At 65.1% G+C, this 15,036-nt stretch carries 14 protein-coding genes; 2 read left to right on the top strand and 12 right to left on the bottom strand.

Annotated features, from left to right (window positions below; genetic code table 11):
• The first annotated feature begins 179 nt into the window (after positions 1-179).
• Positions 180-2,303 carry a TonB-dependent receptor gene (locus tag AB4061_RS36440; RefSeq protein ID WP_441640985.1) on the top strand — a complete coding sequence of 708 codons (2,124 nt, stop codon included), beginning with the start codon at positions 180-182 and terminating at the stop codon, positions 2,301-2,303.
• Here AB4061_RS36440 and AB4061_RS36435 read toward each other — a convergent pair.
• The 9 genes from AB4061_RS36435 to AB4061_RS36395 form a co-directional block, all read right to left on the bottom strand.
• Positions 2,287-3,726, bottom strand: a complete 1,440-nt coding sequence (locus tag AB4061_RS36435; protein WP_441640984.1) for a PepSY-associated TM helix domain-containing protein — start codon at positions 3,724-3,726, stop codon at positions 2,287-2,289. The genes AB4061_RS36440 and AB4061_RS36435 overlap by 17 nt on opposite strands.
• 205 nt (positions 3,727-3,931) lie before the next feature.
• A complete protein-coding gene (locus tag AB4061_RS36430; RefSeq protein ID WP_441640983.1) occupies positions 3,932-4,306 on the bottom strand; it encodes a DUF2946 domain-containing protein in 375 nt (124 codons plus the stop codon).
• A 373-nt stretch (positions 4,307-4,679) separates the two neighbouring features.
• Complete coding sequence (locus AB4061_RS36425; RefSeq protein WP_441640982.1) at positions 4,680-5,132, bottom strand: hypothetical protein; 453 nt, start codon at positions 5,130-5,132, stop codon at positions 4,680-4,682.
• Positions 5,133-5,199: 67 nt separating this feature from the next.
• Positions 5,200-5,571: a type II toxin-antitoxin system VapC family toxin gene (locus AB4061_RS36420; RefSeq protein WP_441640981.1), complete on the bottom strand. Its 372-nt coding sequence runs from the start codon at positions 5,569-5,571 to the stop codon at positions 5,200-5,202.
• Positions 5,568-5,765: a type II toxin-antitoxin system VapB family antitoxin gene (locus AB4061_RS36415; protein ID WP_150986132.1), complete on the bottom strand. Its 198-nt coding sequence runs from the start codon at positions 5,763-5,765 to the stop codon at positions 5,568-5,570. Before AB4061_RS36415 ends, AB4061_RS36420 begins: the two co-directional genes overlap by 4 nt.
• A 225-nt stretch (positions 5,766-5,990) precedes the next feature.
• Positions 5,991-6,800 (bottom strand): YbaY family lipoprotein, encoded by an 810-nt coding sequence (locus AB4061_RS36410; protein ID WP_441640980.1) that lies wholly within the window; start codon positions 6,798-6,800, stop codon positions 5,991-5,993.
• Between the two features lie 77 nt (positions 6,801-6,877).
• Positions 6,878-7,501: a DsbC family protein gene (locus tag AB4061_RS36405; protein ID WP_441640979.1), complete on the bottom strand. Its 624-nt coding sequence runs from the start codon at positions 7,499-7,501 to the stop codon at positions 6,878-6,880.
• A gap of 19 nt (positions 7,502-7,520) precedes the next feature.
• Positions 7,521-8,057, bottom strand: a complete 537-nt coding sequence (locus tag AB4061_RS36400) for a DUF1697 domain-containing protein (protein ID WP_441640978.1) — start codon at positions 8,055-8,057, stop codon at positions 7,521-7,523.
• Positions 8,058-8,210: 153 nt separating this feature from the next.
• Positions 8,211-9,605 carry an aminotransferase-like domain-containing protein gene (locus tag AB4061_RS36395; RefSeq protein WP_441640977.1) on the bottom strand — a complete coding sequence of 465 codons (1,395 nt, stop codon included), beginning with the start codon at positions 9,603-9,605 and terminating at the stop codon, positions 8,211-8,213.
• Between the two features lie 93 nt (positions 9,606-9,698).
• Between AB4061_RS36395 and AB4061_RS36390 the strand changes: the two genes are divergently transcribed.
• A complete protein-coding gene (locus AB4061_RS36390; protein ID WP_441640976.1) occupies positions 9,699-10,910 on the top strand; it encodes an MFS transporter in 1,212 nt (403 codons plus the stop codon).
• A 59-nt stretch (positions 10,911-10,969) separates the two neighbouring features.
• Here the strand turns inward: AB4061_RS36390 and AB4061_RS36385 are convergent, their stop codons facing one another.
• The 3 genes from AB4061_RS36385 to AB4061_RS36375 form a co-directional block, all read right to left on the bottom strand.
• Positions 10,970-12,370, bottom strand: coding sequence for an FAD-binding oxidoreductase (locus tag AB4061_RS36385; protein ID WP_441641029.1), 1,401 nt, complete (start codon positions 12,368-12,370; stop codon positions 10,970-10,972).
• Between the two features lie 112 nt (positions 12,371-12,482).
• Positions 12,483-13,286: a 4-hydroxy-2-oxoheptanedioate aldolase gene (hpaI, locus tag AB4061_RS36380; RefSeq protein ID WP_441640975.1), complete on the bottom strand. Its 804-nt coding sequence runs from the start codon at positions 13,284-13,286 to the stop codon at positions 12,483-12,485.
• Positions 13,287-13,332: 46 nt separating this feature from the next.
• Entirely contained in the window at positions 13,333-14,817 is a 1,485-nt protein-coding gene (locus AB4061_RS36375) for an NAD-dependent succinate-semialdehyde dehydrogenase (protein WP_441640974.1), read from the bottom strand.
• Positions 14,818-15,036: the final 219 nt, after the last annotated feature.

The raw sequence follows: 15,036 nt of genomic DNA, 5'->3' as shown, positions 1-15,036 counted from the left end.
TGGCGAGGCTGTGGCAAATGGCCGCTGCATGGGTGGCGCGGCCACGCATTGCGCCCAATGCGTCGCATTGCCGCATTCCTTTGATGTCAGGCCGCTGGGTAGACTTTCGCGCCTCTAGCGCCACTCGCACGAGTGGCGCTTCGAGCCGACAACTCTCCGGACTCAGCGCGCCTCCATTCATGCTCCCCGCTTCGCTTCGACATCACTGCCTTGCACTCGCCGCCGCAACCGCCGGCTTTCCCGCCTACGCTGAGGACGCAGTTCGCGAAGCGCCCGACCTTGCCCCGGTGACTGTCTCCGCTGCGCCGGAGTCCGCGTTGCGCGGGCAGGCATCCACGGGCTCCAACCTGGGACTTGCGCCCATGCAGACGCCGGCCAGCGTCGACGTCATCCGGCGCGAGCAGCTGGAAGAACGCGGCGACGCATCGCTCGTGGATGCCATCGCCCGCGCGCCGGGGCTGTCCGGCCTCGGCCACCCCGGCAACGGCGGCGCTGCATTGTCGGCGCGCGGCTTCACGGGCTCGACCTCGGTGATGCAGCTCTATGACGGGATTCGCCAGTATGGCGGCATCGGCATCACGTTCCCCTTCGATACCTGGTCGGTCGAGCGCGTCGAAGTGCTGCGCGGCCCGGCTTCGGTGATCTACGGAGAGGGCGCCATCGGCGGCGTGGTCAATGTGGTGCCGAAGAAGCCAGCGCGCGGCCCTATCGAGAATGAAATCCAGGCCGCGCTGGGCACGGAGAATACGCAGCGGCTGGCATTCGGCAGCGGCGGCGCCATCAACGACAAGCTCGCCTACCGGCTCGATGTGAGCGGCAACCGCTCCGACGGATCCGTCGATCTCGGCGACTCCCGGAACCTGTCGCTGTCCGGTGCCATCCAGTGGGACGCCACGCCGGACCTGAGCCTCAAGCTCAGCTATGCCAAAGGCTGGCAGGAGCCGCAGCGCTACTTCGGCGTGCCGCTGGTCAACGGGCAGCAGSACGCGGCGCTGCGGAGCAAGAACTACAACGTTGGCGACAGCCTGCTCAAGTTCGACGACCAGTGGACGGAACTCGCCGCGCAGTGGACACCGAATGCTGATGCCACGGTGCGCTCGCGCCTTTACTACATCGACAGCAAGCGGCACTGGCGCAATGCCGAGTACTACAACTACGTGCCGGCCACGGGGCTGGTCAGCCGCTCGTCCTATACGGAGATCCTGCACGACCAGTGGCAGGTCGGCAATACCACCGATGCCACGCTCCGGCACCGGCTATTTGGCATGAAGAACAGCGTGTCGGTGGGTTTCGACGTCAATCGGGCGTCGTTCACGCATACCAATAACTCGCCTTACTCGGGCACGTCGGCGGTGGATCCCTACGTCTTCGACCGCGGTACGTTTATCAACGTGGCGGGCACCACGCCGCGCTATCGCAACGAAGCGACGCAGTACGCGTTGTTTGCCGAGGATCGCCTTGAGGTGACGCCGCGCTGGTCCGTGCTGGGCGGGTTGCGCTATGACCGCGCCGACCTGTCGCGCCGTGACCTGGTGGCGGGGCAGGCCGCCTTCGACAAGACGCTCTCCCATGTTGGCTGGCGCGCCGGCATGGTCTACAACCTGACGCCGGACCTCGCCGTGTATGCGCAGTACGCCGAGGCGGCCGATCCGGTCAGTGCCTTGCTGATGCTGACGCCGGCCAACAGCAACTTCGACGTCTCCACCGGCCGCCAGGTCGAAGTCGGCGTCAAGCAGGGCTTCTGGCAGGGCAAGGGCGAGCTGACGCTGGCCGCCTATCGGATCGTCAAGAAGAACCTGGTGACGCGTGACGTTGCCAATCCTGCGGCCAGCGTGCAGGTGGGGCAGCAGTCGTCGAAAGGGCTGGAAGCCACCTTCGGGCTGGCGTTTCTCTCCGGCTGGCGCGTGGATGCCAATGCCGCGTTGCTGCAGGCGCGCTATGACGATTTCACGGAATCCGTGGGGGGCGCAGCGGTTTCCCGTAGTGGCAATGTGCCCACGGACGTGCCCGAGCGGCTGGCCAACGTCTGGGTGACGTGGCGCTTTCTCCCGGCATGGACCGCCGGYGCAGGCCTGCGCTACGTGGGCCGGCGCTTCGCCGACCGCGCCAATTCACTCGAGATGCCGGCCTATACGACCACCGACCTGTCGCTCCAGTGGCGCGCGCGCCGGGACACGACGCTGGCGCTGCGCGGGTTCAATGTCTTCGACAAGCACTACGTCACCACCGCCTACTACAACGCCACGCAATGGCTGCAAGGATCCGGCCGGCGGGTCGAGCTGAGCGTCAACTACCGCTTCTGAGCGGACTGGCTGCGTCTGGCGCGGCCGGCCGCACGGTGGCCGGCCGTGCGAACCAGCGATCCAGCAGCCAGACCATCACCAGCGTGGCGCCCATCATCGGGAACACCGCGCCCAGCAGACCCAGGCCGATCACCCATGCCCGCATGGGCGGGAGCGTGCGCGGGAATGACGGTGCGGCCAGGGCGCGCGCGGGCCGGCGCTTGAGCCACATCACGAGGCCCGTCACGGCGAGCATCATCAGGCCCAGCGAAATCACCGTGCACGCAATCTGGTTGRCCAAGCCGAAATAGCGGCCCATGTGCAGGGACGTGCCGTAGGAGATGGCCTGCGCCACCGGGCCGTAGTCGCTGTAGCGAATGTCCTTGAGCACCTTGCCGGTGTACTGGTCGATATGCAGCGTGCGTTCCACCTTGGGATCCGCGGGGAAATAGGACGCAGTGAACACGCCGGTGGCGGACTTCGGCAGCACGAGCTGGTAGCCGCTCGAGACACCGTTTTCGGCCACGATCGCCACGGCGCGGTCCAGGCTGATCGCGGCAGCACCCACTGCCGGCGCCGAGCCGGACGGAACCTTGGCCATGCCGACCGCCCAGGGGACCGCAGCGAGGGGAAGCGCATCCATGCTGGCCGCGCCCGGCGTCGACCAGACCCCTGCGTCGCCCCATGCGCCGGCCGGATTGCCCAGCCGCGCCGCAGTCGCGATCGCCTTGAATTGCTTGCCCCACGATGCGGTCCAGGGCAATCCGGACAACACGAACGCCACGGCGCCGATCGCCATCCAGGCGCCGATGACCAGGTGGACTTCCTTCCACCAGCCGCGCCCGCCGGCGGCCTTGCCGATCACGAAGGCTTTGCCGCCTTTGTCGCCCAGCCGCGGCCACCACATCGCGACGCCCGTGGCAATCATCACCAGCGACCAGCATGCCGCCAGCTCCATCAGCAGCTCCCCGGTCTTGCCCAGCAGCAGCGCGCGATGCAGCATGCGCACCTGCTTCATCAAGCGGTCCTCCACACTCAAGCTGCCGAGAAAATTGCCGGTGTACGGGTCCAGGTACAGGCTTTCGCTCTTGCCCGACGGCAGCCGAAACACAAACTCGGCACTGGCGCGCGGGGACGAATCGACGGTGTACGTTGTCGCGACGGCCCCTTCGGGCGCCTGGGCCCAGGCCCGGTCCAGCAGGGCCTGGGCGGGAAGCTTCGCGCCCACGGCCTCCACGCGCAGCAAGTGCGGATAGAGCTGCGATTCGATCTGCGGCTGGAAGCAGTAGATCGTGCCGGTGATCGCCAGGACGACCAGGAAGGGCGCAACGAAGAGCCCGGCGTAGAAGTGCCACCGCCAGAGCATGCGATAAGACGCCGCTGCGGCCGGCGAGGGCAGGGTGGCTTGCGTGGGCATGGGCGGCCGTTCGAGAGGCTTGGACATGGCGGGATTCGTCAAAGGGTGTACTTCAGGCTCAGGTAGAACGTGCGCTGCGGGAAGGGGCCTCGGCCAGCGTGCCGATGGTGCCAAGGATGACTAGGGGCAGCAGCGTGCGCATGATTGGGATTGGGTCTACCTCAAATCGTTGTCCGGCGTCCGCGGGCAGGTGCGCGCGGACGCCACGATCACGCCAAAGGGCGTGTGTTGCTTACAGACTGGATTGAGGTAGAGCCGGAGGGTCCCTGGGGCGTCCTGAAGGAAAGGCCCCGAGTGGCGTGAAGCGGGTGACCAGCACGTGCGCCGTGGCGGCCACCAGCAGCGGGATCGCCGATAGCGCCGCAGGCGCAAGGGCAGGCAGCGGCACATGATCCGCCAGCAGATCGCAATAGCCGCAGGCATTCAGCGCGCTGCCCGGCATGCCATGGGGCGCATCGCCCGGGTGGGCGGCCGAGCAGATGACGGCTTCGGGATCGCTGGCTTGGGCCGCGGCCACGAACTGGCTGACTGCCGGCGCAAGCACAATGAGCCACATGGCGATCAGGCCAAGCCATGCGGTCAAGCGGATGCGGCGGATAAGCGTCATTGTTATATGCAAGCGGGCGCGGCGCAGTCTACCCCAGCCAAGGCGCGGTGCGATCAGGCAGGCTGCGCGTCATTTTGACACAGGCAAGGACCGAGATATGCGCCGCGGGCCACGGGAGGTTGGCGCGATTCCCTTCAGAAGTGGCCCGGTTTTGGCGCGATTGTGGCGCGATTGTGGCGCGATAACCGAAATCGCGCCACTGTGAGCATCCGCGCTATTCCGACGCGCAATGGCAAAGAGGCTGTGCCAATGCGCCTGGTAAGGTATTTGTACAAGAAACTCGCCTAGCAGATATGCGGCTTTCCAAATAGCTGTCCTTGGCGCTCGCGCCAGGACAGCGATGCCAACCTCAGTCCGATGCCGTTTTTTCCGCTCACGGAGTCAGGCACATTCGCGCAAACTCTCTGCAATCGTCGTCCGCGGCGGGATGTTGCAGCACCGCGCCAAGGGCATCCACAAAGGCCGCAACTGTTGGGCCGCCTTGCTCCTCGCGCTCAGCTTCGTCCATGCGCATCATGCGGTCCAGGAACGCGACCACTTGCGTGCTCGGCTGCCGCTTTAGTGACGCCAGCAACTGCGCTGCATAGACGCCGACCGGCTGGCGCTCGATCAGCGACCCGAAGGGGCCAGGGCCACCATAATCCAGCTCGGGATACTTTTCGATCAGGGCCAATATGCGCGCCAGGACTTGTTGATAGTCTTGGCTTTCCAGCGCGCCGAGGTGTTCGTAGACGCAATCGATGACAATCCATTTGTCACCCTGTGCGYGAGCCTCTGCGGCCGCCTTGTCGATGCTGGAAAAAATGGAATCGAGATCTGGATTCATTGTTACGTTCCGGATTAGTAGGTCAGAAAGTAGGTCGGAAATGGTCCTCGAAGGGGGGAGCCGGTGGCTAGTGCGCTGGCCGAGCGGCTAGTCCCAGGCGATCCGCGACGGCCAGTAGGCGCTGGTCGCGCGTCCATAAGGCACTCCCGGGCGTCAGCCGCGTGGCGGCCAACAGATGCGCGTCGACATAGCCAATACCCAGTCCATGCAGCGCCTGGTCGCCAATCATCCGGTCGACTTCGTCGTCTGTTGCCACCACCGCGCGCGGCAGGTCGCGCAGCGCGCCTAGCACCAGATCACGCTGCCGCAGGCTTCCCAGGGCGATCTCGCCTATCACGAACGGGTGGGCCAAGACGCGATTGGCTTCAAGCAAGGCGGCTAGCGCCGCATCGCCGGCACGCAGGTGGTCAATCCAGACCGAGGTGTCGACGAGGATCACACTGGCTCCGACCGGCGGCGTGCCGCCGGCTCCAAGGCGGGTTCAGTGCCCCCGAGACGACTCAGGCGGCGCGCGCTTTCGCGCTCGATCAGCGCACGCAGCGCTTCGCGAACGAGGGAGGATTTCTCGGACAAGCCGGTCAGGGCTTGGGCTTTGGCCAGCAAGTCATCATCCAAAGCAAGCGTGGTGCGCATGGCAACCTCCGTTGTCGGTTGACATCAATTTTAGCATCAGATGATGCGGAAAAACGTGTCTCACGACCTCCGGTCAGGCCCGTATTCGCTGCGAGGCGGGCGCAGTCCCCTGCGCGTAAGCCAGGACTGGACGTCAGCCTGCCCAATTTCCCCGTCGGAAAATCGTCAAAAATCGCAAATTCAACAAAATATCACGACCCCGAGCTTTTCGATAGACAGCCCCTACTAGCGCAACGCTACAGCCTCGAAGCGCGCCATCACGGCATTGTCGGCGCCGAGCAGATCGAGCTGGCGGCCCGCGATGCGGTAGCGCCGTACCGTTTCCAGGGCGTGCAGGAACTGCGTTTCCTGGGCCATGCCCTGTGCGCAGGCCATCATGGTGCCCGCCAGGCCTTTGAATTGAAGCTGGTCGCCATCGGCTTCATAGCCGCCCATCAGGCTGTTACAGCCGCCATTGCCTGACAGCCGCGCCTCGTTTGTGGCAAGGATCAGGTGCGGTTCGCGCTGGCGCTCCGCCACGCGCACCGGCGCATCGCCCAGCCGCGTGAGCTTCCAGTAGGTTCCGCGCAACGGGCTGTCTGGCACCTGGGCAGTCGGCTTTCCCGATGGCTTCGCCTCGCCCCTGGAAGCCGATACCAGCTGCAACTGGAGTGGCGCGTTGTTGCCATCGAGCACCGGGGCATGCGTGTCGGTGGTGAACAGCAACCGGCCATGCTGTCGGATCACCGCCCGCACGGCGTAGCGATGGCCAGGCTCGATCGCCTGGTCCCGGTAGGCAACCCCAAAATGAAAGGGCGGCTGGCCTGCCGGATCCAGCGCGGACCGGCCGATGACCTCGGCAGGTGCGTCGGCGCGCGATACATCTTGCAGTGTGACTTCGAACACGGCATCGGGAGGCAGCGCAATACGCTCACGATAAGTCGCCGTGCCCGTCACGACACCGGCCAGCGCAGGTAGCGCCAGGGTGGCAGCGAATGCGGCAAGGGTTTGGCGTACGGGGTGCTTCCACATGGTCTTGTCCGTTCTTAGGTTCATTGGGTTGGATCGTGAAGCTTTCACGCCATCACGCCTTCACGACCAGGCGGTTTGCCAGGTCAGGAAACTACGGTTGACTAGATGCCAAGCCGCTCTTTGAGTGCTTCGGTAGTCAGCGCCCCCGAAAACGTCAACATCTCGCCCCCCGGGCCCTGAAATACGGCGAATGGCACGCTGTCCAGATTCAACCGTAGAAAGTACTCGGTGTTGGCCTTGACCTGGCTCACGGCGTTTTCCGGGGCCTGTGCGGCGGAGACCTCAAGCCCTCCCTTGCGCGCATCGATCAAGGCTTCATGATTGTCCATCTCCTTGACGGCGTTCTGGCTACCGAGCAGGTAGGCACTCTGCAGCGCGGATTTTTCCGGGGTCAGCAGTCCGACCGGGATCCAGATGAAGTGCGCGGACGACAGCAGTGGCTTCGCAGCCTTCCAGAGCTCACCGCAATGGGGGCACTGCGGATCAAAGAAGATATAGACCTTCCTGGCGCTGAGCAAATTGCCGGCATTGAAACCGTGCGTGTTGCTTGCCACGGAATCGATCGACAGCGTGACAGCCGGCTGCTGGGCGACGCTGGCCGGCGCGGGATTCGCGTCGACCTTGGCTTTCTCTCCGCAACCATAAATCTGGACGATCAGCGCTGCGCAGATCGGCAGCAGTAGTGTTCTTTTCATATATAGCCGGCTCCGGTTGGCTAAATCCATTCAGACCAGGTGGGGTTGCTTAGCGTTCATTTGCACCGAGCGCAATGAGCTTCGAGATCGTATTGAAATTACGGGTCGTCGCGGCCACCTTGAGCTTTCTCTCGATGAAATTGTTGTTGGCCTTCAGGTCGCTGTATTTCGTGGCGCACAACACGTACGCCATGTCACCGACCACCTGTACCTGGTCTGGTGCATGTTCAAGCGCATGGAACGCTTCCAGCAACGCATTTTCCGGCCTGGCTGAAAGCAGCGTGAAATAGAGCTTGGCGGGATTGGCGCCCTTGAACGGGTTGTTTTCCATCGCTTCATTGAAGTACGGTGCCGACCTTGCCAGGACTTTGATTTCGCCGCCAAACCGTTCCTTGATGACATCGTGAACCAGATCCTCGATGGCGGACTGATTCAGGTTCGTGGAGGCAATGACGTTGCCACTCTGGATGTAGGTTCTCACGTTGCGCAGGCCCGCTTCTTCCAGTGCAGCGCGCAGCGGTGCCATGAGCACCTTGTTCTTTCCCGTCGGCGTCAGACCGCGCAACAGAATGATTTTTGTCTTCATGGTCCTACATCATCGTGAAGGCTATTGGCTGCCAAACGCCAAGTATAGATGGGGAACCAGCTTGGCCAGGGTCAGAGAAGTTCCACAACCATAGCCACGAGCCACGAGCCACCGTTGACCGTAGATGCACGCGCGCTATCATCGCGGTCTGCGTCATGGGCTCGGGCGCGCGTTCCTGGCCGTCTGCAACGCGTCACCCTGGCGTGGTCCGTTCAACGTCTGCGCCACGGCCAGGAGTCCGGCTTCCAGTTGCCGGATTGTGGCAGGCGCCGCCATGGCGATTCTTATCGTACGGCTTGCCGGCATATCAGGCGCGGCAAAGGCGGCCAGGGGTGTGATTGTCACACCTTGCCGTGCCAACGCAATGACGAGGTCATCAGGTCTCCAGTGTTTCGGCAGGTCGAGCAACAGATGAAAGCTGGTGTGGTGCGCCTTGATGGGCCACGCCCCGAGGATGCGCCGCGCGAGGTCTTGCCGCAAGCGCGCCTCGTCGCGCTTCGCCACGATCCAGTGCGCCAGCGTGCCATCCCGCATCCATGCGGTGGCCAGTGCGGCGGTCATGGCGCTCGCGGACCACAACGTGGCGCGAAGTCCCTCATGGAGCCGGTCCCTGAGCCGTTCGGGTGCGACCATATAGCCCACTCGCAACCCTGGGGCCGCGCTCTTCGACAGGCTGTGAATTTCGATCACGCAATCTGGCGCCAGGCTGCGCAGCGTTGGCGGAGGCGAAGCTTCGAGAAAGCCGTACACGCTGTCATCGACCAGTAGCAAGCCGTGGCGACGCGCAACCTCGATCAAGGCGAGCCTGCGCGCGAGCGGCATCACGCTCCCGGTGGGATTGTGAACCGTGGGCATCGTGTAGACGATGCGCACCCGGCCTGCATGCTTGCGGCAAACCGCATCGAGGGACTCCGGCACGATGCCGTCGTCGTCGATGGGTACGCCGACCAAGGGGATGCCCAGCAGTTTCGCCGCGCTCTTGAAACCGGGGTAGGTCAGGGATTCCACGGCAACCAGATCGCGCCGCGTGACAAGGCTTGCCAGAATGACGCTCAGGGCGTGCTGGCTGCCGCCACAGACCATGATGCCCGCGGCATCGATCGGCGCGCTGGCGGTGGAGAACCATTTTGCCGCCATCTCCCTGTCTTCGCGACGCCCCGGATGCGGGTGATAGTCGAGCAGGGTCGACAGGTCCCCCTTGTCGGAGAGATTGCGCAGCGCATGACGCAACTGTGCGGCTTGCTCAGGCAGGACCGGATAGTTGAACGCCAGGTCGATCAGGCCGGGCTCGCGTTCGCTGATTTGAGAGAACTCGGCAGCGGCCTGTGTCTCTATTGTGCGGACAAAGGTACCCCGCCCAACTTCGCCAATCGCCAGTCCGCGCTCAATGAGCTCCCGATAAACACGGGCGGCGGTCGCGGCGGCGATGCCATGTTCGTCCGCGTAATCGCGATGGGCCATCAACCGGCTGCCCGCTTCGAGCGAGCCATCCTGTATCAGCGACGCAAGTCTTTCAACGTGTTCCAGGTATCGCGCAGGGGCTGCCATCGTTTCTTGGATTGATATTAGTGCAATGAAATTATTGCACTAATATCCACGGGGGGCAATACTAAGCTCCCTCGATCCCTTGCCCACGAACCCATGCTTGATCCCCTGGTCCGTTCCACCGCGAAGGCGGGCCCATGGCCCGTCCGGGTGGTGGCCCTGACACTGTTCCTGATTACCGGTGCGGTGAATCTGCAAGCGCCGCTTTACACGACTTACGCACGGGCAAGCCAGATGGGCGCTGGGGCGCAGACGCTTGCCTTCGCTTGTTATGTGGCCGGATTGGTGCCCACGCTGATTTTCCTTGGCGGGCTATCGGATCGCGTGGGGCGGAAATTGCCTTTGATCGGCGCACTGCTGCTGACATCATCGGCAACCGCGTTGCCGATGATGTGGCCCCGGCTAGAGGCGCTGGCCGCGGCACGCGGATTGTGCGGCATCGCGACCGGACTGATGGCTGGCAGCGGCACACAGTTCCTTGTCGAATTGATCGGGCCGCGGCCAGCGGCGGCTGCGCGGGCCGCGCGCATCGTCGCGGCGGCCACCTCGCTGGGCTTCGGCTGCGGCGCGCTGGCGACCGGCCTCTGTCTCCTGGCGGCGCCGTCTCAACAGACCCCCGTGACCTATGGTGCTTACCTACTTTGCGCCGCTTGCGGGGTGGCTTTGCTCGCCATGATCCGGGAGCCATCGTTCCCGCGTTCGTCGGCGTGGCTTCGCATGCCCGTCTTTCCCAGGCAGACGCTCATCTATAGCGTTGCGATTCTCATTGCCTGGTCGGCGGTCGGGATGGTGATTGCTCTGGTCCCGGTGGCGCTCGCCGCGCATGGGCACGATGCGTGGACGGGGTTTTCCACTTTCTTCGTGATTTCAACCGGACTCGTTGTCCAGCCCGTGGCGCGCAAGCTAACGCCTCCGCGGTCGTTGCGCCTGGGCATGCTGCTCGTACCCTGCGGCTTCACCGTATTGATCGCGGGCGTTGTCTTCTCGTCGCTGCCGTTGCTGCTGTCAGGCGCGATGCTCGCGAGCGCGGCTTGCTACGGCTTTACCTATCTTGCAGGCCTCGCCGCGAATTCAACCTGTTCCACCGACGCCAACCGGGCTCGGGCAACTTCCGGCTATTTCCTCTTCGCGTATTTCGGATTCAGCGTGCCGGTCATCGCGAGCGGTGCGCTGGCGGATCGGGTCGGCGTGCATTCGGCGCTTTGGATCTTCGACGGCGTAATCATTGTGGCGACCGTTTTGCTCGCGCTTTTCATGGCCAGCCCGCACGGGAAGCGGCGGATGATCAATGAGAGCGTTTCGCATTGATGGGCCGCCGCTTCCCGTTTCCCGCTTCCCGTTTCCCGCTTCCCGTTTCCCGCTTTACGTCAGTCCAGCCTTGGCAGCATCTTGGCGGGATTGAGCAGGTTCTTCGGATCCAGCGCCCGCTTGACCTGCCACATCAGCTCCAGCTCCACCGGCGATTTGTAGCGCTTCAGGTCGTCGCGCTTGGCGACGCCAATGCCGTGCTCGGCGGAGATCGAGCCGTTTTCCGCGTGAGCCAGCGTGTCCACCGCCTCGGAGATCGGCGCGTACCACTGGCCGAGGAAGTCCGCGGCGCTGCGGTCCTTGGGGCGCAGCGGGTTGAAGTGCACGTTGCCGTCGCCCATATGGCCGTAGATCACCATGCGCGCGGCGGGCTCCAGTGCCAGCACCTTGGCCGAGGCGTCGCCGATAAACGCGGCGATGCGCGACAGCGGCACCGACACATCGCACTTGATGCTGCCGCCGGTGCGGGTCTGCGCGTCCGAGATTTCCTCGCGGATGCGCCAGAAGCGCTGGGCGTCGGCCAGGCTGGCGGCCACCGCGGCGTCCAGCACCAGTTCTTGCGCCAGCCCGGCTTCGAGGATTTCCATCAGCGTGGCGTTGAGGCTTTCGTCGCTGCCGCCGGAGGTCAGCTCGATCAGCACCATCCAGTCGTGCCGCGCGGGCAGCGGCGAGGCTACGTCGCCCAGGTATTCGAGCACCAGTTCCAGCGCGGGCGCCGAGATCAGCTCGAACGCGGTGACGGCCTGGCCGCCATGCTGCTTGGCCACGCCGAGCAGGCGCACGGCGGCTTCGGGGCTTTGCACGGCCACGAAGGCCACGGCATTGGCGCGCGGCTGCGGCATCAGCTTGAGCACGGCCGCCGTGATGATGCCGAGCGTGCCTTCCGAGCCGACGAAGAGTTGCTTGAGGTCGTAGCCGGTGTTGTCCTTGCGCAGGCCGCGCAGCGACGAGTAGATGCGGCCATCGGGCAGCACGGCCTCGATGCCCAGCACCAGGTCGCGCATATTGCCGTAGCGCAGCACGGCGGTGCCGCCTGCGTTGGTGGCCAGGTTGCCGCCAATCTGGCAGGAACCTTCCGAGCCGATGCGCAGCGGGAACAAGCGCTGCTCCTGCTCGGCCGCGGCGCGGGCCGCGTTGAGCGTGACGCCGGCCTGCACCGTCATGGTGTCGTTGATGGTGTCCACGGCCAGCACGCGGTTCATGCGGCCCAGGCTGAGCAGCACCGCGGTGCCGCTGTCGTCGGGCACCGCGCCGCCCATCAGCGAGGTATTGCCGCCTTGCGGCACCACCGGCACATCATGCGCGTGGCACCAGGCCATGACCTGGCTGACCTGTTCGGTGGTGGAGGGCATGACCACCACCTGGGCCTTGCCGCGATAGATGCGGCGGTAATCCGTGACGTAGGACTCGGTGTCGGCGTCGCCGCTCAGGCAGGCGCCGGCGCCGACGATGGCTTGCATGGCGGCCAGGGTGGCGCTGGTGGCGACGGTGGCAGGGGCGGTGTGGGAATCAGTCGGCATGTTGGCGTGCTTTGTCGTGTTCGGTCGTGTTCTGGGATTGCGGTGGCGGGCATCAGTATGCGGCAGATGGCCCTGCCGCGGGCGCGGCGCCGGTGCCGATGAAGTCCGCGGCCAGCCGGCGTGCCGCGCCGGCATAGAGCAGCACATCCACGCCTGTCGCCACGAAGGTGCAGCCCAGGTCCAGGTAGCGGCGCGCCAGCTTGGGGTCGGAGGTCAGCGTGCCCGCGGCCTTGCCGCTGGCGACGATGGTGCGCATGGCGCCTTCGATGGCGGCCTGCACCTCGGGGTGGCCCGGGTTGCCGCGATGGCCCATGGAGGCGGCCAGGTCGGCGGGGCCGATAAAGACGCCGTCGACGCCGTCGACAGCGCAGATGGCTTCCAGGTTCGCCAGTGCCTTCACGGTTTCGGCCTGCACCAGCAGGCAGATCTCATCGTCGGCCACGTCCAGGTAGTCGGCGCGCGCGCTCCACTGCGAGGCACGGCCCACGGCGCTGCCCACACCGCGAATGCCCTGCGGTGGGTAGCGGGTGGCGCATACCAGCGCGGCGGCTTGCTCGGCGGTATCCACCATCGGCACCAGCAGGTTCTTCGCGCCGATATCCAGCAACTGCTTGATCAGCGGGACTTCGCCGGCTACGCACCGCACCACCGGTTGCGAGCGGTACGGGGCGATCGCCTGCAGCGCATTTAGGGTGCCGCGCAGGTCGTTGGGCGCGTGCTCGCCGTCGATCAGCAGCCAGTCGAAGCCGGCCGTGGCCGAGACTTCGGCGAGATAAGGCGATGCCATCGAAAGCCACAGGCCGATCTGCGGCTGGCTGGCCGCCAGCGCGGCCTTGAATGCATTTTGTGCGGGCATGGTGTTCCGAAGAATGTCGTGGGCGTGGATGGGATGCCACCGGGTCTTAGCCGAGCAGTCCCTGGCAAATATATTTGGTGTGCATGTAGTCGTCCAGCCCGTGGCGCGAGCCCTCGCGCCCGTAGCCGGATTCCTTGACGCCGCCGAAGGGCGCGGCCTCCGAGGCGATGGCCCCTTCATTGACGCCGACAATGCCCGTTTCCAGCGCCTGCGCCACGCGCCAGATGCGGCGCACGTCATTGGAGTAGAAGTAGGCGGCCAGGCCGAAGGGCGTGTCGTTGGCGTCGCGGATCACTTCGGCTTCATCGGTGAAGCGGAACACGGCCGCTACCGGGCCAAACGTTTCTTCGCACGACAGCGCCATTTGTGGCGTGGCGTTGGTGAGCACGGTGGGCGCGTAGTAGTGCGGGCCGTCTTCCAGGCGCACGCGTTCGCCGCCGGTCGTCACCACGGCGCCCTTGGCGACGGCGTCCGCCACATGGCGGGCGATCTTTTCCACGGCGCGCGCGTTGATCATGGGACCGATCTGCGACGCGTCATCGGTGGCGGGCCCGACCTGCAGCGCGGCCACACGCAGCGACAGGCGCGCGACGAAATAGTCGTGCACGCCAGCCTGTACGTAGACGCGGTTCGGGCAGACGCAGGTCTGGCCCCCGTTGCGGAACTTGGAGGCCATCAGGCCATCGACGGCGGCATCGACGTCCGCGTCGTCGAACACGATGAACGGCGCATTCCCACCGAGCTCCAGCGACAGTTTCTTCAGCGTGCCGGCGGATTCGCGGGCCAGGTGCTTGCCCACGGGCGTGGAGCCGGTGAAGGTGATCTTGCGCACGCGGCTGTCGGCCAGCCAGGCATCGACCACGGCGGGCGTATTGGCGCGCGAGGCGGTGACGATGTTCAGCACACCGGCAGGCAGGCCGGCTTGCTGCGCCAGGTAGACCAGCGCCAGTGCGGTCAGCGGGGTGTCTTCCGCCGGCTTGGCCACCACCGTGCAGCCGGCGGCCAGCGCGGGCGCGATCTTGCGCGCGATCATGGCGAGCGGGAAGTTCCACGGCGTGATGGCGGCTACCACGCCAACCGGTTCCTTGAGCACCAGCATCTTGCGCCCGGGTACGGACTCGGCGACGATCTCGCCGCTGATGCGGGTGGCTTCCTCTGCGAACCACTCTACGTAGGACGCGCCGTACAGCACTTCGCCGCGGGCTTCCTTGATGGGCTTGCCTTGTTCGGTGGAGATGATCTGGGCCAGGTCTTCCTGGTGTTCGAGGATCAGGGCGTGCCAGCGCTTGATGATCTGCGCGCGGTCGCGGGCGGTGCGGCGGCTCCAGGCGGGGAAGGCTGCTGCTGCGGCATCGGCTGCCTGGATGGCATCCTGGGCGTCGCTGTCGGGCACGCAAGCGAAGACGGTGTTGGTGGCAGGGTTGGTGACATCCAGGCGGTGGCCGGTGTGGGCGGCTGACCACTCTTGGCCGATGAGGTTGCTGGTGCGGAGCAGGGCTGGGTGGGTTAGGGGGAGTGGGGTGGATGTCATGGTTTTGGGCTACGGGAGGGTTGACTGCAACTGCAGCTGCAACTGCTTAAATTCAAGGGCAACTGCAACTGCAGTTTCACCACCCCTGCGGGGCGGCGACCTACTTTTTTGTCTTGCCAAAAAAGTAGGCAAAAAAGGCGCGCCGGATGGGGCGACTACCCCCTCGGGATTCGGCGAAAAGAGCGGCCGGAACCCAAACTCGCATCGCCTTAAGGCGAT

Origin of the sequence: Cupriavidus sp. YAF13 (assembly GCF_052113425.1) — a bacterium.
GTDB lineage: Bacteria > Pseudomonadota > Gammaproteobacteria > Burkholderiales > Burkholderiaceae > Cupriavidus.
Note: the sequence above shows the minus strand (reverse complement) of the source record. Positions and strands in the feature narration are given on the sequence as shown.

Coding starts and splice junctions, on each gene's coding strand:
- AB4061_RS36430 (WP_441640983.1), bottom strand. CDS start 4,306: ATGACGCTTATCCGCCGCATCCGCTTGACCGCATGGCTTGGCCTGATC.
- AB4061_RS36415 (WP_150986132.1), bottom strand. CDS start 5,765: ATGCGCACCACGCTTGCTTTGGATGATGACTTGCTGGCCAAAGCCCAA.
- AB4061_RS36410 (WP_441640980.1), bottom strand. CDS start 6,800: ATGAACCTAAGAACGGACAAGACCATGTGGAAGCACCCCGTACGCCAA.
- AB4061_RS36405 (WP_441640979.1), bottom strand. CDS start 7,501: ATGGATTTAGCCAACCGGAGCCGGCTATATATGAAAAGAACACTACTG.
- AB4061_RS36400 (WP_441640978.1), bottom strand. CDS start 8,057: ATGAAGACAAAAATCATTCTGTTGCGCGGTCTGACGCCGACGGGAAAG.
- AB4061_RS36395 (WP_441640977.1), bottom strand. CDS start 9,605: ATGGCAGCCCCTGCGCGATACCTGGAACACGTTGAAAGACTTGCGTCG.
- AB4061_RS36390 (WP_441640976.1), top strand. CDS start 9,699: ATGCTTGATCCCCTGGTCCGTTCCACCGCGAAGGCGGGCCCATGGCCC.
- AB4061_RS36385 (WP_441641029.1), bottom strand. CDS start 12,370: ATGCAAGCCATCGTCGGCGCCGGCGCCTGCCTGAGCGGCGACGCCGAC.
- hpaI (WP_441640975.1), bottom strand. CDS start 13,286: ATGCCCGCACAAAATGCATTCAAGGCCGCGCTGGCGGCCAGCCAGCCG.
- AB4061_RS36375 (WP_441640974.1), bottom strand. CDS start 14,817: ATGACATCCACCCCACTCCCCCTAACCCACCCAGCCCTGCTCCGCACC.